The organism is Pseudomonas sp. Lb2C2 (assembly GCF_052112205.1).
Classification (GTDB): Bacteria; Pseudomonadota; Gammaproteobacteria; order Pseudomonadales; family Pseudomonadaceae; genus Aquipseudomonas; species Aquipseudomonas kilonensis.
In genome coordinates this window covers 227,989-252,549 of the sequence record NZ_JAUTYW010000003.1, presented here as the reverse complement: position 1 = coordinate 252,549, position 24,561 = coordinate 227,989, and the positions used below count along the sequence as shown (strand labels likewise).

General features: G+C 60.5%; 22 protein-coding genes. 10 read left to right on the top strand and 12 right to left on the bottom strand.

Annotated features, from left to right (window positions below; all coding sequences use genetic code 11):
- Positions 1 to 121: 121 nt before the first annotated feature.
- Genes Q7F16_RS09475 through Q7F16_RS09455 form a run of 5 tightly spaced genes read right to left on the bottom strand, consistent with a single transcriptional unit; the run spans position 122 to position 5,847 of the window.
- Positions 122 to 937, bottom strand: coding sequence for a class I SAM-dependent methyltransferase (locus Q7F16_RS09475; RefSeq protein ID WP_046063348.1), 816 nt, complete (start codon positions 935 to 937; stop codon positions 122 to 124).
- The gene (locus tag Q7F16_RS09470) at positions 931 to 2,085 is read right to left on the bottom strand and encodes an acyltransferase family protein (protein ID WP_409555695.1); all 1,155 of its coding nucleotides are present in this window, start codon (positions 2,083 to 2,085) and stop codon (positions 931 to 933) included. The genes Q7F16_RS09475 and Q7F16_RS09470 overlap by 7 nt, the downstream gene beginning before the upstream one ends.
- A complete protein-coding gene (locus Q7F16_RS09465) occupies positions 2,082 to 2,951 on the bottom strand; it encodes a class I SAM-dependent methyltransferase (RefSeq protein ID WP_409555694.1) in 870 nt (289 codons plus the stop codon). Before Q7F16_RS09465 ends, Q7F16_RS09470 begins: the two co-directional genes overlap by 4 nt.
- A complete protein-coding gene (locus Q7F16_RS09460; RefSeq protein ID WP_409555693.1) occupies positions 2,948 to 4,240 on the bottom strand; it encodes a glycosyltransferase in 1,293 nt (430 codons plus the stop codon). Before Q7F16_RS09460 ends, Q7F16_RS09465 begins: the two co-directional genes overlap by 4 nt.
- On the bottom strand, positions 4,234 to 5,847 hold the full coding sequence (locus Q7F16_RS09455) for a glycosyltransferase (protein ID WP_409555692.1): 1,614 nt from the start codon (positions 5,845 to 5,847) through the stop codon (positions 4,234 to 4,236). Before Q7F16_RS09455 ends, Q7F16_RS09460 begins: the two co-directional genes overlap by 7 nt.
- An 11-nt stretch (positions 5,848 to 5,858) precedes the next feature.
- Between Q7F16_RS09455 and Q7F16_RS09450 the strand changes: the two genes are divergently transcribed.
- From Q7F16_RS09450 to Q7F16_RS09410, 9 genes are all read left to right on the top strand, one after another.
- Complete coding sequence (locus Q7F16_RS09450) at positions 5,859 to 6,059, top strand: hypothetical protein (RefSeq protein WP_409555691.1); 201 nt, start codon at positions 5,859 to 5,861, stop codon at positions 6,057 to 6,059.
- A 212-nt stretch (positions 6,060 to 6,271) separates the two neighbouring features.
- A complete protein-coding gene (locus Q7F16_RS09445; RefSeq protein ID WP_409555690.1) occupies positions 6,272 to 7,186 on the top strand; it encodes a GDP-mannose 4,6-dehydratase in 915 nt (304 codons plus the stop codon).
- A complete protein-coding gene (gene gmd / locus Q7F16_RS09440) occupies positions 7,183 to 8,151 on the top strand; it encodes a GDP-mannose 4,6-dehydratase (protein WP_046063355.1) in 969 nt (322 codons plus the stop codon). The genes Q7F16_RS09445 and gmd overlap by 4 nt, the downstream gene beginning before the upstream one ends.
- Before the next feature lie 3 nt (positions 8,152 to 8,154).
- Positions 8,155 to 9,597 (top strand): mannose-1-phosphate guanylyltransferase/mannose-6-phosphate isomerase, encoded by a 1,443-nt coding sequence (locus tag Q7F16_RS09435; protein ID WP_046063356.1) that lies wholly within the window; start codon positions 8,155 to 8,157, stop codon positions 9,595 to 9,597.
- The gene (locus tag Q7F16_RS09430; protein ID WP_409555689.1) at positions 9,597 to 10,394 is read left to right on the top strand and encodes an ABC transporter permease; all 798 of its coding nucleotides are present in this window, start codon (positions 9,597 to 9,599) and stop codon (positions 10,392 to 10,394) included. Before Q7F16_RS09435 ends, Q7F16_RS09430 begins: the two co-directional genes overlap by 1 nt.
- Positions 10,394 to 11,659 carry an ABC transporter ATP-binding protein gene (locus Q7F16_RS09425; RefSeq protein WP_409555688.1) on the top strand — a complete coding sequence of 422 codons (1,266 nt, stop codon included), beginning with the start codon at positions 10,394 to 10,396 and terminating at the stop codon, positions 11,657 to 11,659. The genes Q7F16_RS09430 and Q7F16_RS09425 overlap by 1 nt, the downstream gene beginning before the upstream one ends.
- Positions 11,656 to 13,023 (top strand): glycosyltransferase family 4 protein, encoded by a 1,368-nt coding sequence (locus Q7F16_RS09420; RefSeq protein WP_409555687.1) that lies wholly within the window; start codon positions 11,656 to 11,658, stop codon positions 13,021 to 13,023. The genes Q7F16_RS09425 and Q7F16_RS09420 overlap by 4 nt, the downstream gene beginning before the upstream one ends.
- On the top strand, positions 13,014 to 14,144 hold the full coding sequence (locus tag Q7F16_RS09415) for a glycosyltransferase family 4 protein (protein WP_409555686.1): 1,131 nt from the start codon (positions 13,014 to 13,016) through the stop codon (positions 14,142 to 14,144). The genes Q7F16_RS09420 and Q7F16_RS09415 overlap by 10 nt, the downstream gene beginning before the upstream one ends.
- A complete protein-coding gene (locus Q7F16_RS09410) occupies positions 14,145 to 15,275 on the top strand; it encodes a glycosyltransferase family 4 protein (protein ID WP_409555685.1) in 1,131 nt (376 codons plus the stop codon).
- 165 nt (positions 15,276 to 15,440) lie between these two features.
- Here Q7F16_RS09410 and Q7F16_RS09405 read toward each other — a convergent pair whose 3' ends face one another.
- Together Q7F16_RS09405 and Q7F16_RS09400 are read right to left on the bottom strand one after the other, a co-directional pair.
- Entirely contained in the window at positions 15,441 to 16,067 is a 627-nt protein-coding gene (locus Q7F16_RS09405) for a glutathione S-transferase family protein (RefSeq protein ID WP_409555684.1), read from the bottom strand.
- A 125-nt stretch (positions 16,068 to 16,192) separates the two neighbouring features.
- Complete coding sequence (locus Q7F16_RS09400; protein WP_409555683.1) at positions 16,193 to 17,095, bottom strand: LysR family transcriptional regulator; 903 nt, start codon at positions 17,093 to 17,095, stop codon at positions 16,193 to 16,195.
- Positions 17,096 to 17,427: 332 nt separating this feature from the next.
- Here Q7F16_RS09400 and Q7F16_RS09395 point away from each other — a divergent pair, with 332 nt between their 5' ends.
- Positions 17,428 to 19,641 (top strand): LTA synthase family protein, encoded by a 2,214-nt coding sequence (locus tag Q7F16_RS09395; protein WP_409555682.1) that lies wholly within the window; start codon positions 17,428 to 17,430, stop codon positions 19,639 to 19,641.
- A gap of 36 nt (positions 19,642 to 19,677) precedes the next feature.
- Here the strand turns inward: Q7F16_RS09395 and Q7F16_RS09390 are convergent, their stop codons facing one another.
- The 5 genes from Q7F16_RS09390 to Q7F16_RS09370 form a co-directional block, all read right to left on the bottom strand.
- Complete coding sequence (locus Q7F16_RS09390) at positions 19,678 to 20,667, bottom strand: aspartate-semialdehyde dehydrogenase (protein ID WP_046063363.1); 990 nt, start codon at positions 20,665 to 20,667, stop codon at positions 19,678 to 19,680.
- 57 nt (positions 20,668 to 20,724) lie between these two features.
- Positions 20,725 to 21,654, bottom strand: coding sequence for an EamA family transporter RarD (rarD, locus tag Q7F16_RS09385; RefSeq protein WP_046063364.1), 930 nt, complete (start codon positions 21,652 to 21,654; stop codon positions 20,725 to 20,727).
- Positions 21,651 to 22,397, bottom strand: coding sequence for an iron-containing redox enzyme family protein (locus tag Q7F16_RS09380; protein ID WP_046063365.1), 747 nt, complete (start codon positions 22,395 to 22,397; stop codon positions 21,651 to 21,653). The genes rarD and Q7F16_RS09380 overlap by 4 nt, the downstream gene beginning before the upstream one ends.
- An 83-nt stretch (positions 22,398 to 22,480) precedes the next feature.
- Positions 22,481 to 23,275 carry a HalD/BesD family halogenase gene (locus Q7F16_RS09375; protein ID WP_046063366.1) on the bottom strand — a complete coding sequence of 265 codons (795 nt, stop codon included), beginning with the start codon at positions 23,273 to 23,275 and terminating at the stop codon, positions 22,481 to 22,483.
- A gap of 32 nt (positions 23,276 to 23,307) precedes the next feature.
- Entirely contained in the window at positions 23,308 to 24,531 is a 1,224-nt protein-coding gene (locus Q7F16_RS09370) for a cation:proton antiporter domain-containing protein (RefSeq protein ID WP_235399607.1), read from the bottom strand.
- Positions 24,532 to 24,561 lie beyond the last annotated feature (30 nt).

The window sequence follows — 24,561 nt, the reverse complement described above, 5'->3', positions numbered from 1 at the left end:
AATGGTGCAGAGTAGATTTGATCCTGCTGTGGGAGCAAAGCTTGCTCGCGAAGCAGGCACCCCGATTCCTGGGGGACCGCGTCGCATTTATCGCGGGCAAGCCTTGCTCCCACAGAGGGCATCACTCAGGCTTGCGCGCAATAATCACCTGACTCTTGGCCACCACCGCGTCCAGCGCCTGCTTGATTTGCGGGCCGCGCGGCGAATTCAGCACAGCTTGCCAGGTGTCGGCCCAATGATTGAGCAACGGGTGGTCGGCGTTGCTGAAATCGACCTTGGCCTCCCAGAACAGCAGCATCCACATCGACCAATAGAAACCGTATTGGCTGTGGCTCAACACCGTAAGCCCGGCCTCGCTGACCATCGCCTTGAACTGCTCTTCGCTGATGATGCGAATGTGGTTGGGCTTGCGGAAGTACTCCGGCGCGGCGATATCCTTTTGCAGGTCTTCGGAGCTGGGGTGCGGCACGCTCAACAGGTACAGCGCACCGGGCTGGCCGACCCGTACCAGTTCTGCAAGGAACTGCGCCGGATCGTCGACATGCTCGATGACTTCGGTGGACACCACCCGCGTGGCCGTGGCGTCGGCAATGGGCAGCGGGTTGCAGTCGGTCACGTGGCACTCGACTTCGCGCGCGGGGGTGTCACTCAAGCGCTGACGAGTAGCCTCGACCTTGGTCGCGTCGATGTCGGCGATGATGATCTTCGCCCCACGCATCGCACAAAAATGCACGTTGCCGCCATCGCCGCACCCCACGTCCAGCAGCGTGTCTTCAGGAGTCACCGGGAAACCGGTGAACAGTTCGCCGGTTTGCTGGTTGAACCAGCCGCTGAGCATCGCATCGTGCAGCCCGAGCATATACGGGTCGACCTTGTCGGCGACCGGCTCAGCGGGCGCGGGCGTGCCCGTGGTGAGTTTCTTCAAAAGGCTCAGCATGACGGGGCTCCAGAAACAGGAAGGACGGTTCGGGCGGCGGACAGACGTGCAACCAGTTGGGCGCCACGATTGCGCATGGGCATTTCAACCCAGCGGTAGTTGAGTTCGCTCAACAGCCCGATCAGCGACAAGGCACAGGCCAGGGCCAACCAGGGATGACTTGCCGGGTCCGGCGAACCCAAGGGGGCGAAACGAAACCAAAACTCGCGCAGCAGGAAAAACACCGGGATGTGGATCAGGTAGATCCCATAGGAACGACTGCCCACCCAGGTCAGCGCCGTTTTCAAACGACTGCGGGGCAGCAGGTAATCCCGATCATAAGAGGCCACCCAGACCAGCACGGCACTGAGCACTGCAATGACCCCAAGACGGTAGAACGACAAATTGAAGTGTTCGGTCGCGATCCAGGCCATCACGCTGCCAAGGCCCAGCACCAGCAGCGCACCCAGCGCAGGCCTGCGTAACCACGTGGGCTCGAAGCGCCAGTAACTGGACCGCAGGCTCCAGATCGACAACAACACCCCCAGCGCCAAGGCATCGGTACGAATCACCGACAGCCACAGCGCCCGCCAGGTGAAAAACTGCACCAACACCACCGCCAGCAGCACCCACACCAGATAGCGGCGCGAGACGAACACCAGCAGCGGCAAGATCAAATAGAACTGCTCTTCCAAGGAAAGCGTCCAGTACACGAAGCTCGCGCCGTACTCATAGTGCATGAACGCATCGGCAAAACGCAGGTTGGCGAATTGCAGGAAGCCGGCCAGGGTCGCCTGCAGGTTGGCCTGCACGCTGCCGAACGCGCCGGAGCGGTTCAGAAAGAACACCGCGAACAGCACCAGCAGCAGCCAGAGCCAGGCTGACGGCAACAGGCGAAACGCCCGGCGAATCCAGAATTCCCGGGTGACCGCCCAGAATTGCCGAGGACCGTCGCAGCGACGCAATTGCGGGATCAGGCTGCGGCCGATGACAAACCCGGATATCGCGAAGAACAAATCCACGCCCCACCACAGTTGGAAGCTGTCGGCCAGGGCTGCCAGGCCCGGCCATCCGCCGGGAAACGGCATGCCTTGCAGGTGATGGAACAGCACGCCGATCACCGCAACGGCGCGCAGCAACTCGATGTCCATGATCCGCTTGCTGCTCATGAAGTGCTCCCGGAAGAGGGATCGGGTTTACGCGCGATAATGACCTGGCTCTTGGGCATGAACCGGTCCAGCACCTGTTTGATCGCCAGGCCGTCGGGTTGCGTCAACAGGTCCTGCCAGAGGCCCGCCCAGCGCTCCATCAAGGGTGGATACGGCGCCTGGATACGGTCGCGCACCGCACCCTCAAGGTCACGGCCAGCCGCCTGCTCGCTGGCCCAGAAGAAAATCATGCCCATGACCCAGAAAAATCCGCTGGCCTGGCGATGCTCGATCACCAGCCCGGCCTCCTCCACCAGCGCGGCGAATCGTTCGGCAGTGAATATCTGCACATGGTTGGGCGCTTGAAAATAGCCCGGCGGCGCGATGCCTTGCTGCAAATGCTCGCCCACCGAGGCCGGCACGCTGAGCAGATACTGCGCCCCGGGTCGACCCATGCGCACCAGTTCGGCCATGAACGGCTCTGGCTCATGGATATGCTCGAGCACCTCCATGCAGACGATCTTGTTCGCACAGCCATCGGCCAGGGGCAGCGGCAGGCTGTTGCTGACCAGGCCAAGGAACGGCGCAGAGGCCTGGGCCTCGACCTGGCGGGCCAGGTCGCGCACCTTGTCCTGTTCGCTGTCGGTGAAAATCACGGACGCACCCTGGCGCATTGCAAACAGCGTCGCCACGCCTTCGCCGCAACCGACATCCAGCAAGGTATCGTCGGCCGTGATGGCAAAGCCCTTGAGCAACTCGCCGGTTTCACTGCGGAACCAGCCGTCGAGCATCGCGTCGTAGAGGCCGGCATCACGGGGCGAAACAGCCGCCGACGGTGGCGAAGGTTCCACCGCAGGCCTGAGCCCGGCCAGCCATCGGCGGATCATGACTCCTGCGCGTTCCGGCGCCGCTCAGGTATGGCTTCGAAAAACGCCCGCAAACGCTGCTCGGCGTTGGCCTGGCTGCAGAACTTCTCCAGGCTGCGCACGGCGTGGGCCGACATGCTGCGATAACGCTCGGGGTCGTTTTTGGCCACGTCATAACTGGCGCGATAGGCCGAACACAGTGAGTCCCAATCAGTGACATAACGCAGGGTCCGGTACGCGGCACGCGGGTCGTGAGGCCAGGCGGTCAGCTCTTCGGTCGAATCCACCACGAAGGCATTGTCGTGGTCGATGTAGTCGGCCATCGCCGTGTTCAGCGGCGCAATCGCCGGACGGCCGCAGGACATGAACTCCATCAACGGCAGGCACTGCCCTTCACCGTAGGAACTGTTGACCACGTACCGGGTGGCTTCCACCAGCCGTTCGTAGTCGGCGTCCGCCAGGTAGCCATGTATCAGCACAATGCGGCAGCGGTACGACTGGTTCTTGTAGACGTGGTGGAGCATGTCAGTCAGTGCGGCGGTGACGTCGTGATGAGTCAGCTTCAGCACCAGGGTTGCGTCGGCAACGTCGCGGAACGTCGCGCAAAATGCGCTGATCATGTCCTTCCAGTTCTTGCGCCCATCATAGGGATTGAACACGGAGGTGTAGATCACACCGTCCAGCAGTAACTCGCAATCCTCGGCCGGGCCGTCCAGCACCAGCGGCGTACCGGCCTGATGCGCCGGTGGGCCATAAGGCCGCAGGTCGGTGGTGCGGCTATCGATCAACAGGCCATGCAATTGCAGGCGCATGTGATCCACCGTCGGCCGTTGGGCCAGCACCGCGCCGCGAGCGGCAAAGCGATCCCACACCGGCGCCGCGATGGCGGTGACGGGGAAGTCAGCGCCCATCACTTCACGGACGGTTTTAACGGTGAAGCTGGAGTGGGTAATCGCCATGCCGGTTGCGCCCAGGACCACCCGCCAATCGTGTCGGGTCTCGCCCTGCCAGCTTTCGGTAGGAATGGTGCTGAACTCCCAGGCGAACACCGGAATTGTCGGGCAGGTGTAATGGCCTGCGGTGCGATGGGGGGGCGAGAACGACAGGAATACGCAATCCTCACCACGCCCCAGGCAATCGGCGTACAGCTGATCGACTTCTTCGTCAGGCCGGGTCACTTCGACGACCCGCCCCAACCGCTCCAACACCGGGCGAAACTCCTTGAGCACAAAGTAATAGCTGTACTCGGGCTTGCCGAGGTTTTCCAGAATGTTGCTCTGGTTGGTTTCCGAATAAATGATGATCAACATGAGGCGGTACCTGCCTGGACCACCAGCGGCAGTCTCTCATCACGGTCTGGCGCAGCCAGGAAATCGGCCAGGCGCCGCTGCACCGGGGTGAACGCGCAATAACGACGCATCCGCTCGTTCGCGGCAACGGCCATGGCCTGGTAGGCCTGGGGCTGGTGTTTGGCCATGGCGTAGCTCTGCTGGTAGGCGAGTTTCAACGAGCCCCAGTCGGGCCGATGGCGCAGGGTGCGGTACAAGATGCGCGAGTCTTCCGGCCAGATGGTCGGTTCGCGGCTGGACTTGACGATAAAGGCCACCTCGGCGTCGATGTAGTCGCGCATCGCCGTGTGGTCCGGTGCGATGACCGGGCGGGCGCAGGACATGAACTCCATCAATGGCAGACACAGGCCTTCGCAGCGGGACGCATTGACGTAGAAACTTGCCGCGCCATATAGCCGGGCGAATTGTTCGTCCTCCAGATAACCGTGCATCACCACCACCCGGCAACTGAACGGTGACAGCTGGGACAGCAGCGTCAGCAGCTCGACATAGTAGGTCGACAGGTCGTTCTGGGTCATTTTCAGCACCAGCGTGGCGTCCTCGACATCGCGCAGGGCCCAACAGAATGCGGTGATCAACTGATGCCAGTTCTTGCGACCGTCATCGGGGTTGAACACGCTGACGTACACCACTCCGCTGACGTCGGTCTCTACCACCAGGCTGGTGTCAGGCAGGAGGGCCTGGGGGTGTTCCGGTGCGGGCTCTGGAATGGGTTTTGGCACGGTCTCGACGATCACCGCTGCCGGCCCCCTCAGGATCCTGCTGACCGCCACGCGGACCGGCACCGGTATCAAGTCGCGGACCGCTTCGCGATACCAGCACAACAGGTTGTGCTTGAACAACCACACAGGGCCCTGCTCGGTCTTGCCGGTGAAAGCGCGGATGACTTCTCGCAGGTAATGGCGGGAAATGAATGCCCGCCGCCGCCAGGTCGGCGGCGGCTCGATGACCGACTCAATGATTGGCTCTGGTTCTGGCTCGGGCGCTCCTTCGATGATCGGCGCAATCAAGCCGTCCGCCGAAAGCCCAAGAGGCCGGCTGTCGATGATGCAGCCCTTGATCTGCAAGGTCGTCCCCGGATTGACCGGCTGGCTTGGGTGCTGCTCACGAACCGCCGCGAAACGCTCCCACAGCGGCGTGGGCAACACCAACACCGGGAAGTCTTCGCCCAAGGTTCGACGGATCGCCCCGGCCGTGTGGCTGGACAGGGTAATCACCCGGCCATGGCGGGCCAGCGTGCGGCTCCAGTCATGCCGCAGGTCGTCGTCCCAGTGCTCGGCCGGGATCGAATCGAATTCCCAGGCCACCACGCAGACCATCGGACAAAGCAGGTCGAGCGGCGTCTTGTGCGGAGGTGAAAAGGAAAGGAACAAGCAGTCCTGCCCGGCCTGCTGCAATGCTTGATAAAGCGGATCGACCTCGGCAACCGATGACACCACATGCACCGGCCCCAGGCTTTCCAGCACGGGACGATAAGCCTTGAGGACGAAGTAATAGCTGTACTCAGGGCGGCCAAGGCTCTGGCTGATGGAGTGATCGTTTACGTCCGAGTAAAGAATGAAATTCATGGCACCCCATCATGGCGCCGCCATCCCGGCAGCCCCACTTCATGACGGTCGAGTCACGCATCGAGCCGGCCCTGCGCCGCCACTCGTCGTTCGTCTTGTTACCCGTCTCGTTCTTGTTTTTAGTAGCCACCGCCCTGCGGCTCGACCTGAAAATCAGGATCGGTGGGCATCGTGACGAGGGCATTCTAAACACATCCGCCAAGGGTTCGTGAACCGCTTGGCGAGAATAAACCGGCTATAAATATGAGAACTGACCAGTCACGGTTTGCACGGTTGAAATTGCTTCAAAATTGGCACAGATTGGCAACCAAACAACTACAACAAATGCTTCTCTAATCTGCTTGTTGAGTGTTTTTTCCCCGATCTTACGGAAATTTCCCACTCAGTTCGCGATAGACGAAGCAACCGCCAAGGAGATTGGTGCTTGAAAAAAGGTCTTTTCGTTACGGGCCTCAGCGGTTTCGTTGGACGTCACCTCAAATCTCGACTGATCGGTCATGATTCGTCCTGGCAGGTGATGCCTGTCCCCGCCCGTTACGACCTGACGGATGCCAAGACCTTGGAAGGCCTCTGGCCCGAGGTTCCCGACGCCGTGATCCACCTGGCGGGCCAGACGTTTGTGCCAGAAGCCTTCCGCGATCCGGCGCGTACCCTGCACATCAACCTGCTGGGCACCTTGAACCTGCTCCAGGCCCTCAAGGCCCGGGGGTTCACCGGGACGTTCCTGTACGTCAGCTCCGGTGATGTCTATGGCCAGGTCAACGAAGACCAACTGCCAATTACCGAGCTGCAACCACCCGCCCCACGCAACCCATACGCCGTGAGCAAGCTGTCGGCGGAACTGCTGAGCCTGCAATGGGGCATGAGCGAGAGCTGGCCGGTGCTGGTGGCCCGCCCGTTCAATCACATCGGTCCTGGCCAGAAGGACAGCTTCGTCATTGCCAGCGCCGCCCGACAGATCTGCCGGATCAAGCGAGGCCTGCAACCGGCCCGGCTGCAGGTGGGCGATATCGACGTGACGCGCGACTTCCTCGATGTCGGCGATGTGATTTCAGCCTACCTGGCCCTGCTCGACAACGGCGTCCCGGGGCAGGTCTACAACATCTGCTCGGGCCGCGAGCAGAGTATTCGCAGCCTGATCGAACAACTGGGCAATATCGCCCAGGTCGATGTGCAACTGGTCCAGGACCCTGCGCGGTTTCGTCGCGCAGAACAGCGTCGCGTCTGTGGTAGCCCAGCCAAGCTACGACAGGCCACCGGATGGACGCCTGAAACAACAACACAACAATCCTTGCGGGCGATCCTGTCCGACTGGGAGATACGGGTAGAACAAGAATGAAAAGTGCATTGATCACAGGGATCACCGGCCAGGACGGCGCGTATCTGGCCAAGTTGCTGCTCGACAAGGGTTACAAAGTCCACGGCCTGGTGGCGCGACGAAGCAGCGACTCGCGCTGGCGGCTGCGAGAGATGGGCATCGAACAGGACATCGTTTACCTGGACGGTGACATGGCCGATGCCTGCTCGGTGCAACGGGCCGTGATCAAGTCGGCGCCGGACGAGGTGTATAACCTGGCCGCGCAAAGTTTCGTCGCGGCCTCCTGGGACCAACCCGTGACCACCGGCATTGTCGATGGGCTGGGGGTCACCCACCTGCTTGAAGCCATTCGCCAGTTCAGCGTGCATACGCGCTTCTACCAGGCGTCCACCAGTGAAATGTTCGGCCTGATCCAGGCCGAGCGACAGGACGAACACACGCCGTTTTACCCGCGCAGCCCCTACGGCGTGGCGAAACTGTACGGCCACTGGATCACCGTCAACTACCGGGAAAGCTTCGGCCTGCATGCCAGCAGTGGCATCCTGTTCAACCACGAATCACCACTGCGTGGCATCGAGTTCGTGACCCGCAAGGTCACCGACGCAGCAGCACGCATCAAGCAGGGCAAGCAGCAGGAACTGCGCCTGGGCAATATCGACGCCAAACGCGACTGGGGCTTTGCCGGCGATTACGTCGAGGCCATGTGGCTGATGTTGCAACAGGACACCCCCGACGATTACGTGGTGGCCACTGGCGTCACCACCACCGTGCGCGAGATGTGCAGGATTGCCTTCGAACATGTGGGCCTGGACTACCGTGACTTCGTAAAGATCGACCCGGCGTTTTTCCGCCCGGCCGAAGTCGAGGTGTTGCTCGGCAACCCGGCCAAGGCACAACGGGTCCTGGGATGGAAGCCCAGGACCGACCTCGACACCCTGATCCGCATGATGATGGATGCGGACATGAAGCGCGTCGCCAAGGAGTAGGCCATGCTCATTCCCGTGATTCTTTCCGGCGGTGCCGGGACGAGGTTGTGGCCGGTGTCCCGCGAGGGCCATCCCAAGCCCTTCATGCTCCTGCCCGACGGCCAGTCGCTGCTGGGCAAGACCTATCGACGAGCCGCGGGGTTGTTCGACGGTCGGGGCGACATCGTCACCGTCACCAATCGCGAGTACTACTTCCAGAGCCGCGACCACTATCAAAGCGCCCACCTGGAGCGTTATCGCGGTCACTTCGTGCTCGAACCGACAGGTCGCAACACCGCGCCGGCCATCGCCACGGCCACCCTCGCGGTGCAGGCCCTGCACGGTGACGACGCGATTCTGGTGGTCATGCCCGCCGACCACCTGATCCAGGACGAGGCCGCCTTCAAGGCATCCGTTGAGCACGCCGTGGAACTGGCCAAAAACGGCCATCTGGTGACCTTCGGCGTGCTGCCCTCGGCACCGGAAACCGGCTTCGGCTATATCGAACGGGGCAAGCCCCTGGATACCAAGGGCGCGGCCAAGGTCGTGCGCTTCGTCGAAAAACCCGACCTGCAGACCGCCACGCAGTATCTGGAAAGCGGCCGCTTCCTGTGGAATTCGGGGATGTTCTGCTTCTCGGTCAAGACCCTGCTAGCAGAGCTGCAAGCCCACGCCCCCGAGCTGCTGGAACAGGCACGCGCCTGTGTCACGGCCAGCACGGCGGTGGAAACCTCAGGGTGTGTGCAGCAGGAATTGTCCGCGGCGCATTTCGCCCAAATGCCAGACATCTCCATCGACTATGCCTTGATGGAACGCTCCGCCAATGTCGTGGTGATTCCGGCCGCATTCGACTGGAGCGATATCGGCTCCTGGAACGCCGTCGCCAGCCTGGTACCCGCCGATGCGCAAAACAATCGCGCCACCGGTGAGGCCTTGTTCATCGACAGCCAAAACAATTTCGTCCAGAGCGACGGCCGCCTGGTGGCTGCCCTGGGCGTGGAAAACCTGATCATCATCGACACCGCCGACGCCGTGCTGGTGGCCCATGCCGACCGCGCCCAGGATGTTCGCCGCGTCGCCAGGCAACTCAAGGACAAGGAACACGACGCCTATCGCCTGCACCGCACAGTCAGCCGTCCATGGGGCAGTTATACCGTGCTCGAAGAAGGGCCTCGCTTCAAGATCAAGCGCATCGTGGTCAAGCCTGGCGCATCGCTGTCGCTGCAAATGCACCACCATCGCAACGAACACTGGGTGGTGGTCGAAGGCATGGCCAAGGTCACCAACAACGGCTCGGGTTCGCACCTGGTCGCCAAGAACGAATCGACCTTCATCCCCGCCGGTCACAAGCATCGCCTGGAAAATCCCGGCGTGATCGATCTGGTGATTATCGAAGTGCAAAGCGGCGAATACCTGGGGGAAGACGACATCGTCCGTTTCGAAGATCACTATGGCAGGGCCGTCTGATGCTGCTGGCCTTGCAACGCACACTGTGGAGCTACCGCGGATTCGTCCTTGGCAGCGTCAAGCGCGAGTTCCAGGCGCGCTATCGCAACTCGTTGTTCGGTGCGTTGTGGACGGTGCTCAACCCGTTGTCGATGATCCTCGTCTACACGGTAATTTTTTCCCACATCATGCGTGCCCGCCTGCCCGGGGTGGAAGACGGCATGGCCTACAGCGTGTATCTCTGCGCCGGGCTGCTGACCTGGGGTTTGTTCGCGGAAATCACCACCCGCAGCCAGGGCATGTTCCTGGAAAACGCCAACCTGCTGAAAAAGATCAGCTTTCCCCGGATCTGCCTGCCGGTGATCGTGCTGTTCAACGCCGGGATCAACTTCGCAATCATCCTCGGGCTGTTTCTCGGTTTCCTGTTGATCACCGGGCGCTGGCCGGGCATGACGTTGCTGGCATTGGTGCCGTTGCTGGCCCTGCAAGTGATGTTTGCCGCCGGGCTGGGCATGCTGCTGGGGATCCTCAATGTGTTTTTCCGTGATGTCGGGCAGTTGTTCGGCATTTGCCTGCAATTCTGGTTCTGGCTCACGCCGATCGTTTACCCGATGACGATCCTGCCGCCGCCGATCCAGCAACTGCTCGCCTTCAACCCCATGACCGCCTTGATGCAGAGCTATCAGAACCTGTTTCTCTACAACCAGTGGCCAGTCTGGAGCTCACTGGCGCCGTTGCTGGTGGTCGGCCTGCTGTTATGCGCCTTGGGCTTGCGCATGTTTCGTCGGCGCGGCGGTGAAATGGTGGACGAACTCTGATGGGACATTTGCGCGTCACTGGCCTGGGCAAGGCCTACAAGCAGTATCCGAACCGCTGGAGCCGGCTGTTGGAATGGTTGATCCCCTTTTCCCGCCAGCGTCATCAGTTGCACTGGATCCTGCAAGGCGTGGATTTCGAGATCCAGCCCGGGGAAGCCGTTGGCATCGTCGGGGTCAACGGTGCCGGCAAAAGTACGTTGCTCAAGATGATCACCGGTACCACCCAACCCACCTGCGGCAACATCCAGTTGCAAGGTCGTGTCGCCGCGTTGCTGGAGCTGGGCATGGGCTTTCATCCGGACTTCACCGGTCGCCAGAACGCGTTCATGGCCGGCCAGTTGCTGGGCATGCAGGTGGAGGAAATCGAAGCCTTGATGCCCGAGATCGAGGGGTTCGCCGAAATAGGTGAAGCCATCGACCAGCCGGTACGCACCTATTCCAGTGGCATGCAGATGCGCCTGGCCTTCAGCGTCGCCACCGCCCGGCGCCCGGACATCCTGATCGTCGACGAGGCGCTGTCGGTGGGCGACGCCTACTTCCAGCACAAGAGCTTCGAGCGCATTCGCAGCTTCCGCAAGGCCGGCACCACGCTGCTGATCGTGTCCCATGATCGCTCGGCGATCCAGTCGATCTGCGACACCGCCATCCTGCTCGAACACGGGCGCATGGCCATGCGCGGCAAGCCGGAAGAAGTGATGGATTACTACAACGCGATGCTGGCCCAGCGCGAAGGCCAGTTGGTCCGCCAGGAAATGCTCGCCAATGGCCAGGTGCGTACCATTTCCGGAACCGGCGAGGCGGGCATCATCGATGTACAACTGCTCAACAATCAGGGGCAGCCGGTGGAAGTGGCCGAGATCGGCCAGCCGATGGTGTTGCAAGTTCGAGTTGAAATCCGCCAGGACATCGAGCGGCTGGTGCTAGGATTTTTGATCAAGGACCGCCTTGGCCAGCCCATGTACGGCATCAATACCCATCGCCAGGACAAAGCCGTGACCGACCTCAAGGCCGGCGAACAGATCACCTTCCGCTTCAGTTTCGATATGCGCCTGGGCAAGGGCAATTACTCCGTTGCGCTCAGCCTGTCGCGGCTGGATTCGCACCTGGATCGTAATTTCGAATGGCGCGACTACGGGTTGGTGTTTCACGTGATCAATAATCGCCAGGAAGATTTCGTCGGCTGTTCATGGCTCCAGGCCCGGACCAGTATCCAGCGTTCGAGCCAGACTGCCGTTGAGGCGTTGCCGCAAAAGGAGTTGCCATGAGCCGTCTGCTGGTGGATTGCACCTACGTATATGACCACCCGAATGACAACTCTGGCATTCAGCGAGTGGTGCGCAACGTCATTCGCCAATTGCCGGCCAAGGACCCGGAACGCGAATGCATTCCCGTGGTGATGTTGCAGGGCAAGCTGTACGAAGTGATAAGCCTGGCTCCCCCGCCCACGAACGGGCTGGATCTGGCCGGTCTGCGAGTACGGCTGGTACAGTTCGCCAACCTGTTCTGGGTCAGACATCGGTCTCTCGAACAGCAGCGCCCCTTCAACCAGTCGATCTGGGCTCGCCGCGTCTTGTACATCGCTTGCCGACTGTTCGCCCTGGCGTGCCTGAGCCTTCCCATTCGAATCCTCGACCGCTTCCTCAAACGCAAATCAGCCCCGGCACGCAGCGTACCGCTGGAACATCGGGCAGGCGATCAACTGGTGTTGCTGGACTCTTCCTGGCACTCGGGCTTCTTTCCCCTTGCCGAACAGCTCAAGCGTGATGGCGTCGGGATCATCTCGGTGATCTATGACCTGATTCCCCTGACCCATCCGCAATTCTGCGACGCCGGACTGGTCAAGGTGTTCAACCATTGGTTCGACTGGATCGCCCGCACCGCCGACGGCTACATCGCCATCTCTACCACCATCCGCGATCAGGTTCGCCAGGAAATGGTCCGGCGCATTGGCGAGCAAGCGGTGCGCGAGCGCTGGTTCGACTATTTCCACCTGGGCAGCGAACTGGACCTGATTGACGCCACTCAACCCGTCGACCCGAACTTGCTGCGGCTGTTCAAGCGCCCCGAGCCGGTATTCCTGATGGTCAGCACCATCGAGCCGCGGAAAAACCACGCCTACCTGATCGATGCATTCGAGCGGGCCTGGGCCGCCGGTTCACAGGCGCGGTTATGCATCGTCGGGAAGATCGGCTGGAAATGCGAGGCGCTGATCGACCGTATCAAGCGTCATCCACAACTCGATAGCCGTCTGTTCATGTTCAACAACCTGACGGACCATAGCCTGGAACACGCCTATCGACACGCCACTGCGCTGGTGTTCCCGTCCTATGTGGAGGGCTTCGGCCTGCCCCTGGTGGAAGCCATGCAACGCGGCTTGCCGGCAATGGGTAGCGACATCGCGGTGTTTCGGGAAATTGGCGGTGATTTCATGGCCTACTTCGATCTCGACGATCCACAAAGCCTGGCGAACCTGGTCATCGACATGGAACACACCGGGGTATTCCCGGCCAAGCGCAACCTGGATCAATGGCAATGGCTGAGCTGGCGCCAGGCCAGTGCGCAACTGGTGGAGCGAATCGAGCGACACGTCGACGAAGTCATCGTCGACAGGGAAACAGCATGCGGATAGCCCTGAACGCGCGCATTCTCCAAGCGCCACGCACCGGCATCGGCCACTACGTAGCGGAACTGGCGACGGCCTTGACCCAGCAGCCGGATGTACAGCTGTCGCTGTTCCATGGCTGGGGCTGGAGCCCGCAGTTACCGCAAACAACCACGCCTGGTTATTCAAGACTAAGCCCCTTGCTGCGACGGTTTCCGGGCGCCTATCAAGCGCGGCGCTGGCTGGAGCAGAAACGCTTCGATCAAAGTCGTTCAAAGGCTATCGACCTGTATCACGAACCCAGCCTTTGGCCACTGGCCTTCGAAGGGCCGACGGTGATAACCCTCCATGACCTCACCCACCTGCGCTACCCCGAGACGCAACCACCGGCACGCCTGAAGGAAATCGAGCGACGGCTCAGCCGCGCGGTGGAACAGGCGCAACTGATTCTGACCGACTCGCAGTTTATCGCTGATGAAGCCCAGCAGTATTTCGGCCTGCCAGCCGAGCGCCTGAGGGTCGCGCCGCTGGGGGTGGCGGCACGTTTCCACCCGCGCGAACCGGAAGTGATCGACGCAGTGCTCAAGGCCCATGGCCTGGAGGCGGGTCGTTACTTTCTATGTGTCGGTACCCTGGAACCGCGCAAGAACCTGTCACTGGCCCTGCGTGCCCACGCCGGGCTTCCTGAATCCGTACGTCAGACCTTTCCTTTGTTCATCGTAGGAATGAGCGGATGGCAACAGGCACAGCTCAATGATGAGTTGAAACGCGCCCTGGCTGGCGGTCATGTTTGTCTGGCGGGTTATCTGCCTGACGAACAGGTCGCCCAGCTATTGGCGGGGGCACGGGCACTGATTTTCCCGTCGTACTACGAAGGCTTTGGCCTGCCGGTGCTCGAAGCCATGGCCAGCGGCACGCCGGTGATTACCACCCGCTGCTCGGCGATGCCGGAAGTGGCCGGAGCAGCCGGTATCTACTGCGAGCCCGACAATCCGCAAGGCATGCGCGACGCCATGGAGCGGTTGATTGAAGATCGCCTGCACTGGCAGGCACGTCGGGAAGCGGGCTTACAACAAGCCGCACTTTTTTCCTGGGAACGCTGTGCAAAGGTCACTGCCCACGCGTATCGCCAAGTCTTGGGAGGCTGAATGCGAGTCCTGCACTTTTATAAAACCTATTTGCCAGACTCCATGGGCGGGATCGAACAGGTGATCTTCCAGCTGTGCGACAGCACTGACCGGTTGAGTATCGATAACACCGTGCTGGCCCTGAGTGAGCAGCCGGCGCCCGAGCCGATCAAGATCCGGCAGCATGTCGTTCATCAAGTCCGAATGGACTTCCAACTGGCGTCCACCGGCTTCTCCTACAGCGTGTTCAAGAAATTCCGTGAGCTGGCCGTCGAAGCGGACGTGATCAATTACCACTTCCCTTGGCCATTTATGGACCTGGTGCATTTTTGCACCTCCATGAAAAAACCCTACGTCGTGACCTACCATTCGGACATCGTTCGCCAGCGGCACCTGCTCAAGCTCTATCGCCCCTTGATGCGGCGCTTTCTGGACGGCGCCGAGCGCATCGTCGCGGCGTCACCGAACTATGTTCATACCAGCGATGTGCTCAAGCAATACCCCGCCAAGACCCGGATCATCACCTACGGCCTGAACAAGACCAGTTATCCACAGCCTGACGCCGAGCGCATGGCGGGGTGGAAGGCAAAACTGGGCGAGCGTTTCTTTTTGTTCGTGGGAGTGATGCGTTACTACAAAGGCCTGCACATTCTGCTCGACGCCCTCAAAGGCGTGGATTACCCGGTGGTCATCGTGGGGGCCGGCCCGCTGGAAAAACAACTGCATACCCAGGCGGCGACATTGGGCCTGCGCAATCTGCATTTCCTCGGACGCCTGGGGGACGAGGACAAGGTCGCGCTGCTGGAGTTGAGTTATGCCATCGTGTTCCCTTCGCACTTGCGCTCCGAAGCCTTTGGCATCTCCCTGCTCGAAGGCGCAATGTTCGGCAAGCCGATGATCTCCAGCGAAATCGGCACCGGCACCAGCTACATCAATATCCATGAAGAAACCGGCCTGGTGGTGCCACCGAGCAATCCCGAAGCTTTTCGCGAGGCGATGCGCACCCTGTGGGAAGACCCGGTACAAGCCCAGGCAATGGGCGCCAGGGCCGAAGCCCGTTATCGACAGTTGTTCACGTCCGAAGAAATGGGTCGCAAGTGGGTGCGGCTATACGAGGAACTGCTGGAGGAAAAGGCGCTTTCCTATGCATAGGCCTACTGGAACGATGCAATTGCTGTGGTGAGGGACCTATCCCTGCCGTGTGGGAGCAAAGCTTGCTCGCGAAACAGGCGCCTCGACCTCTGAAAGACCGCAGTGCCTTCATCGCGGGCAAGCCTTGCTCCCACAGTGAAGATCCCCCTCGCCATCGGGTCCGTTTCAGGCGTGCTTTTGCAACCCGACAACCGTACGCGGCATGCCCACGAAACCGGGCAAGGCTTCGATCCGCGCCAACCAGGCCCGCACATTGGCATAGCTCTCCAGCGACACATTGCCTTCCGGTGCGTGGGCAATGTAGCTGTAGCCGGCGATGTCCGCGACGGTTGCAGCGTCACCCGACAGATAAGTACGGCTACTCAATTCCTGATCAATGACTTTCAGCACATTGTGAGAACGGGCAATCACGTCCTCGGCGTTGTAGGCCGCACCAAACACCGTGATCAGCCGCGCCGAGGCCGGCCCCGCATGGATCGGCCCGGCCGCCGCCGACAACCAGCGCTGCACCCGGGCGGCGCCAACAGGATCGGTCGGCAGCCAGCGACCCTTGCCATATTTGTGCGCCAGGTACACCAGGATCGCGTTGGAGTCCGCCAGCACCACGCCGTCATCGTCAATGACCGGCACTTGGCCAAACGCATTGAGCGCCAGGAAATCCGCCTGTTTGTGCGCGCCCTTGGCCAAGTCGACGAAGACCTCTTCGACAGGTAGCCCGAGCAGCGAAAGCATCAGTTGAACACGATGGGAATGGCCGGAAAGTGGGAAGTGATAGTGCTTGATTGGGTTCATGGTCGACTCCGCTGCAAGTGACGCCATCAGCACAACGGCGTCGATGGGGTCATCTTCCGCTCCAGGCAAAAACAAGAGAATCACCCAGAAATGCAATCCATTGTTTCAGCCAGAGAAACAATGCTTCAACCGCTCAAGGCCGGATGTTCGCGCAACGCACTGACGACAAAATCGACAAAACTGCGAACCCGCGCTGGCGCATTGCGCCCGGCCTGGTACACCACATGGATCGGCAGAGGCGGCAGTTCGAATTCGGCCAGGACGATTTCCAGTTCCCCTGCAGCCACGTTGCCTGCCACTTGGTAAGACAGGACTCGCGTCATCCCCAGCCCCTGGCAGGCCGCCGTGATCGCGGCCTGGTTGGCCGTCACCACCAGCCGAGGCACGGGCCGGACGGCCAACGGTTGGCCTGAGTCGATGAAGGTCCAGCTTTTGACCTGACCGATGGCCGACGACGCCACCACCGGCATTCGCTCCAAGTCCTCCGGGTGCCGCGGCCGCCCGTGGCGCGCGAAGAAATCCGGGGCGCCGCACACCACCCGCCGCACTTCACCGACACGCACAGCGTGCAGGTTACTGTCCGGCAGCTCGCCAATGCGCAAGGCAACATCAATGCCCTCCTCCACTAGGCTGACCGTACGATCCAACAACAAGGCGTTGATGCAGACCTCGGGGAACCGGTGCAAGTAATCCACCAGCAGCGGCGTGACGAACAACTGACCGAACAGCACCGGTGCGGTAATCGTCAATTGCCCACGGGGCTGGACGTGGCTGCCGGCCGCCGAATCCTCGGCTTCCTGCAGATCGCTCAGGATCCGACGACAGTCCTCGAGAAAGCGCTGGCCGGCTTCGCTCAGGTACACATTGCGGGTGGTGCGCACCAACAATGGCGTGCCGATGCGTTGCTCCAACGCCGCCACCGCCCGCGTGACACTGGCCGCCGACAGCCCCAGGCGCCGCGCTGCCGCCGAAAACCCCGACTCTTGGGCCACGGCGAGGAAAACCTGCATTTCCTGGAACCTGTCCATCCATCCCCCGATGAGAAATCCTGATACAAGTTTTCTGCGCGCCTCAAAGCAGCGCTACGCGGCCATTGTAGAGGCCTGGGCCAGTGAACCACAGCGTAGCGCAGCCAGACACCGGGACATTGCCTCGGCCAGGGGCGATTGCCCTTGCTACCATCCCTGCTCATGACAATTTCATGACCGAAGGAAGAATCTCTGTGGGAGCGAGCTTGCTCGCGATGGCGGTGTATCAGTCCATACGGCATGCGACTGACTCACGCTATCGCGAGCAAGCTCGCTCCCACAGGGTTGGTGTGTTGTTCAATGGATTGGCTTCAACGAAAGGCCTGTTTCTTGTGAATATTCTTTATCGCGCTTCAACCCACCCCCGCGCCGCCCTCATCGCCCTGATTGGCTGCGTACTACTCGTCCCCATGGGCCTGCGTCTCGCCCTCGGCTGGTCCGACCCGCTGGGCTATCTCTCGGACCTGGGTATCGGCGGGTTGCTGATCGTGCTGCTCCATCGCCGTCCCGGGTGGCTGGCGTTCCCGGTATTGCTGGCCTGGAGCACGTTGACGCTGGCCAGCATCGAGCTGGTCAGTGCGGTCGGGCGGATGCCCAGTCCTTCGGACATTCATTACCTGACCGACCCGCAATTCGTTGAAAACTCCACCAGCGGCGGCTTCGCCCATCCGTGGCTGGCCGCGATCCAGTTGGCCGCGCTGGCGTTCTGGCTGATAACCCAATGGACCTGCCGACCAAGCCAGGCACCACGCTTGCCTCGCCACGCCTGGGCCGTGCCCGTGGTGCTTCTGCTGAGCCATGGCGCGCTGCAAGCCTGGCGCCCCAGCGAGGCGGACCAATGGAACGTGTTCAACCTGCCTCACCAACTTGTCACCGCAAGTATCGCCGCCGGGCAGGACCAGGCCCGGCAATGGCTCGACGGCGATGCCGTGGACCCCGCCCCAGACATGGCGGGGCTGACCCGCCTGGACCTCGATGGCACCAAACTGCTGGCCGAACCCGGGCGTGCGCGCAACGTCCTGGTCATCGCCTTGGAGGGCATTCCCGGCGCCTATGTGGGCGCCAACCGCCAGGCCTTGAAAAGCAGCTATCAGGAGAACCTGATGCCGCACCTCAGCGCCTGGGCCGAGCGCGGCATGAACACCCCCGATTACGTCCTGCACAGCCACCAGACCATCCGCGGCTTGTACGCGATGCTGTGTGGCGACTATGACAAGCTCGACAATGGCACGCCCAAAGGCGTCGAAATGCTCAACCAGACCCAGCGCAACCAGGCCTGCCTGCCGGCCCAGTTGCGCCAGAACGGTTTTTCCACGCACTTCCTGCAGGGCGCAGGCCTGCGATTCATGGCCAAGGACCGGATCATGCCGCACATCGGTTTCGACACGACCCTGGGCATGGAGTGGTTCACTCGCCCCGCCTACCTGGAATTCCCTTGGGGCAAGGACGACAAGACCTTCTTCGAAGGCGCGCTGGACTACGTCGGGCAACTGCAACAAGCGGACAAACCCTGGATGCTGACCCTGTTGACCGTGGGCACGCACCAACCCTACTCGGCACCGGATGACTACCTGCAACGCCACGACACCGCCAAGCAGGCAGCGGTAGGTTACCTGGACGACGCACTGGAGAACTTCCTGGCGGGCCTGGAACGCCAGGGCATCCTGGACAACACCCTGGTGATCATCACCTCGGACGAATCCCATGGCATCGACGACGTGCGACTGGCCTCCTCCTGGGGGTTCAACCTGACGCTGGCACCGGAGTCGTTGCCCAGGATCAAGTCAGGCACCTACGGCCATGTCGACCTGACCGCCTCGATCCTCGATTACTTCGGCTTTACGGTGCCCACGTCGTTGTCTGGCCGCTCGATGTTCAGGGACTACCCGACGGGCCGGGAAATCATGTCGTTCACCAACGGCAAGCTGCGCTATCACGACGGCAAAGGCACGTTTACCGAGTGCGACTTCCTCCAGCATTGCCGTGACTACACCAGCACAGGCTTCATCGCCGACCGCGCCACCTACGGCGGGCAATACAACGGCCAGCGCGCCAGATTGATCAACGCCCGGGCCACGGCCCTGGACCAGACCCTGTTGCGCACGCCCTTGAACCAGCATTATCAGTTCGGCGGCGCGGATAAAATCCCGCTGCCGGCCCAGGTCATCGACGACTGGGCCGACAACCTGATCGGTGCCCAATACCTGGAAATGCCCAAGGGTTCACAGACCCGCGTCAGCCTGACCATCCGCGCCGTCGAGGCTGACCATGCCGCCTACATTTCCCTCAAGGCCAAGGAGTTCGAGCAGGATGTGCCGATGGACCTGCCGACAGACGTGGCAGTGACACCCGACCAGCCGCTGGTGATGAACCTCCGTTTCGACAACCCGCAGCAGCGCAAGGCGTTTTCCTTCCATCTGCTCGGCCATGGGGTCGGCGCCATCGAGATCAGCGACTTCAGCGTCGTGACCGAGCTGCCCGAACAGGCGGCTCAACCGGAATATCTGGACGATATACGTAACGAAAGCGAGGCTCAGTCCAGCTGAAAAAAGCACGCAACCGCCAGGACGGTTGCGCTTTGATCAGTCGTTGATCAGCTGCATGATCTCGAAAGCGTTCAGCGCCGCACCGCGCAGCAACTGATCACCGCTGATGAACAAGTCCAACCCATGCTCGCCGTAGATCAGGTTATAGCGAATCCGTCCAACCTCCACGGCATGCTTGTACGTCGAGGTCATGGGCATCGGATAAACGCCGTTCTTGGGCTCATCCACTACCTCGACCCCTGGCGCAGCCGCCAGGAGCTCGCGGACCTGGGCCAGCGATTGCACCGGTTTGTTGAAGCGCAGGCTCAGGCTTTCGGCATGGGAACGCAGGGTCGGCACCCGAACCGCCGTGGTGCTGATGGCCAGCTCCGGTTCGTCCAGGACTTTGCGCAACTCCCAGACCACTTTCATCTCTTCACGGGTATAACCGTTGTCTTCAAACGAATCGACTTGGGGGATCACGTTGAACGCCAGGTTGTGAGCGAAGTTTTCGCTACCGTCCTGATTGCCATAGTCGCTGAACGCCTTGGCCTTTTCCCGCAGCTCCAGCATGGCCGGCTGACCCGCGCCGCTGGCGGCCTGATAGGTGGAAATGATAGCGCTTTCAAGCCCGAACGCATCGTGCAGCGGCCCCAGAACCATCAAGGCGATGGCGGAGGAACAGTTGGGATTGGCGATCAGTTTTTCGCCCTTGTAGCGCTGACCGTTGATCGGCGGTACAAGCAACGGTATGTTCGGGTGATAGCGAAACGCTGAAGAGTTATCGATGACGTAGGAGTTTTCAGCCAGTCGCTCGCCATATTCCAAGGCAAACGATCCGGAAACACACAGGAAGACGATATCGCACGAGGCGCAGCCTTCGACTGAAAAAGGCTCGATCAGATGCTCGGTGTTACCAGCCTTCAAGCGCTTGCCAGCCGAGCGTTCGGAGGCCATGCAGACCACTTCGTAATCGGTGTCCTCAAGCAATTGCAGCATGGTCATGCCCACTGCACCGGTGCAGCCCACCACGGCGACTTTCTTCATTTCGATTCCCTTATCCTGAAAAACCCGCGCCGCCTGGAGACGGCGCAGGCGTGTGTGTCATGCCGTACGCATTTGCACGGACAACCTGGCGGCCGCCGCTGCACGCTGGACCCGGATGGAGTTCAACGTGAACAAGGCAAGCGCCAGCCAGATGAACGAGAACGCCGCCAGCTTCAACGACGAGACCGGTTCACCATAAACGAAAGCCGCCAACAGGAAATTGCAAATTGGCGGGACGAACTGCAAGAAGCCCAGCGTGATCATCGATAACTGCTTGGCTGCCAGACTGTACCACCACAGCGGCAGCACAGTGATCAGGCCCGTCGCGATCAACAGCAAGTCACGAGTGCCCGACTGCAGGAACTGGTGCCCCATGCCCTGGGCCTGCGCCAGCAGCAGGAACAGCGCCGCGAACGGCAGCAGCACGGCGATTTCCAAGGTCTGAATCACCACCGGATCGCCGGGTACCTTCTTCTTGAAGATGCCGTAGAAGGAATAGCAAAAACCTATGACCAGCGCGATCCACGGGAAGGAATGCAGGTTCAGCAGCTCAAACGCCATCAATGTCACACCGGTGACGGCGAGGAAAATCGCCCAGGTCTGCAGTGATGTGAGGCGCTCTTTGAAGATTACCCGCGACACCACCATGCTCATGATCGGGCTGAGGAAATAGCCGAAGGCCACCTCCAGCACACGCCCGGTCATGATCCCGTAGATGTACATCAGCCACCAAAGCCCCAATACCGCAGACACGATGAGCACATTAGCCGGGCGAACCGTCTTGAGTGTGGAGCGCAATGTCCCGACACGCGCGGTCAGCAATACCAGCGCCAGGAGAAACAACTCGGCGAATACCACCCGCCAGGACAGCAGATGGTAGGCATCGAGCCCGGCCAGCGGCTTGTACCAGAGCGGGTACGAGCCCCAGAGCAGCGTAGCGCCGAGCCCGAAGGCGACGCCTTGTCCGGATTCGTTCTTGGTAGTCATTGGCGTCCTCCGGTGTTGAGTTTGCGCTCGATGCCATCCCAGTACACTTCCATCAAGTGCAGGTACTGTTCAATTCCTTCGGCAAACAGGCGACGCTCTTGCGGCGTTTGCAAGTGTTTTTCCATGACATTGAAGACTGCGTTGGAGTGGCCGACTTCGACTTCCATGTGCAGCGTCCAGAAGAACCGTCCACGTTCGCTGACGCCTTCCTTGATCAAGCCATCGTTGTACTTGGAAACCATCGACGCTGACATCGCCTCGTCGGCAAACAATCCGCCCAGCGCTTTCTGCAATGGTGGTTTGCTGTAGAGCGCGCAAATACCGTCATTCAAAGCCTGGGTGCTGGGCAGGCATTTGTAGGCTTCGATCTGCTCTTCGCTGATGCCCTTGTCGTGTAGGAAGTTGCGGTACAGATCGGAATGGGAATGGGTTTCGCCCAGTTCGTCACGGGCATTGAACGCGATGGTGCGCAGTACTGCCTCGTCACGGGTGATGGTGGAAATTCCACAGACGTAGAACGGCAGGTATTTGAAGTAATGCAGAGTTTCCAAGTACAGCACCTTGCTTTGCTCCGGCGGCAGGCCGTGCTCGGCGTAGGCATTGAGGAACGGGTGTTCGGTCGCCCGATGCTTGAGGATGTATTCGATCTGCTCATCCATGAACAACTTGAGTTCCAGATCGACGCCTTCGTTGCGCACAACGTAGGCGGTTTCGGATTGAAACGTTTCTTGAGTGATGGACATGGCCTGCTTCCTTGAGCCCCGGGGGCAACGTTGATTGCGAAATATGAAACCGGGCGGACATCCATCCGCCCGACCGCTTGCCGTCAGGCTTCTTCGGTGGTCCGGGCCTTGGTGTCCCAGATCACTTCGATGCTTTCGTGGGCGACATCGGTTCGCCGGTCATGGGCGCTGGCCCAGCATGTGTTGAGAATTATCCGAGTGGTTTCCTGCTGAATCGGCACGACGTGGTGCAACGTGGTGTCGGACTTGAGGAAATACACATCACCCTTGAGATGGTGGTAGGACTTGATCGGGTTATTGAGGATGTACTGCCAGATCTGCGGGTTCTGCTTGTCCCATTCGCTGTGTGGCACGCACTGGAGCACGCCGCCAATCGCCGGGTCCTCGGGCGCCTCGATGATCCAGATCATGGTGTACGGGTAATCCCCCCAATGCCAGCCGTGGGTATCGCCCGGGTGGCTCAGCTTGGTGACCAGGTATTGCTCCTGCTCCCAGCAAGACGCCAGATCATCGCCAGCGATGTTGCCCAGGAACTTACGCAGCGACTCGGATTGGTAGAGCGCAGGGATGAATGTCCCGCCTTCGGCGATCTCCGGTTGGTTGACGTTGTACATCTTGCGGTAGGTATTGCCTGTGGACGGAACAGTAACATCGCGACGCACCGAATATTCATCCAATAACGCATGGACTTCGGCGTGGACATTTTCCAAGATCCTTTTCGGTAGAAACGAAAAGTTCTTGAAGTTGAAATAACCGTCTCGGCGAAATTCATTACGAATCTGCTTCATCCGGTTTTCATCTTGCAAAATAGCCTGGAAATGCTTGGCCAGTTGCTGCTCCATTACTTCAATAACCAAGCTGGACGTTTGTTCGCTCATTTATCGCTCCATACCATTATTATCAGGCGGTGTTACAAATCCTTGGGGTGAGACACTCTTGGAATCGACGGATTGCCTATAGGAATAATTGTTTTGTTGTGCAAATCCATCAGCGGACCCGTCATCAGCGTCGTGACGATGGTCATGACCACCAGGGCGGTAAACAGCTCATTGCCGATGATCCCCATGTCCAGGCCGATCTTGAGCACGACCAGTTCCATCAACCCGCGGGTATTCATCAGGGCACCGATGGTCAGCGACGTCGACCAGGAGCACCCCACAAGCCGGGCGCCCAGCGCGCTGCCGGCGACCTTGGCAGTGACGGCCACCAGCAGGACCGCCAGCAGCACCCACACGCCAAGACCGGAGAACGCCGAGGAAGTAGTACTCAAGCCGGTCAGGGCAAAGAAACAAGGCATCAGTATGATCAGCGATACGTGCTCCAGCCGTTCGATGATCATGTCCAGCAAGCGCTGGTCCCGCGGCAGGCACAGGCCGAACAGGAAAGCACCAAACACCGCGTGCACTTGCAGCACGTGGGTCAGGCTGCCGTAGATCATCACCCCGGCCAGCAACGCCACCAGCACCATCGGCTGTGCAAGTTTTCCTTCAGCGGCTAGCCAGCGACTCAACAGGGGCTTGAGCACCAGGAACGAAAAGGCTACCAGCAGCAACAGGCAGCCTCCACGGACGACCAGGGCCATCCAGTTGCTGTCTTGGCCGTTCACCATGGCGACTGCGGCGATCAACATCCATGCGACCACGTCGCTCATGGCTGCGGCCAGCAGGGCGATCGCACCGATTTGCGTACCGAGAATGCCGCGTTCCTTGAGGATCCGCGCCAGTACTGGAAAAGCAGTAACGGAAAACACGGTGCCTATGAACAGGACGAAACCCAACCGAGACGTCCCGGGGCTGGCGAAATGCTCGAACAACCAGGGCGCTATCGCGGCACCGAGGGAAAAAGGGATGACAATGCTGAAAGCGCCAATGACCATGGCCTTGAAGCCGGTATTGCTCTGTTTAATTGGGAATCGAAATTCGGCACCAATGACGAACATAAATAACAAGATTCCCAACTCGCTCAGGACTTTGAGCTGGGTGATAGCGCTGTTATCGAATAATTGCTGATGGAAGGCGGGAAACAACTGACCCAGTATAACGGGGCCCAACACAAAACCGGCGATCATTTCTCCAACAACCTGAGGCTGTCCCAAGCGATTTAATACAGCACCCAGAAGTTTTGCTGACAGCATGACAAACAATATCTGGATCAGCAACATAGT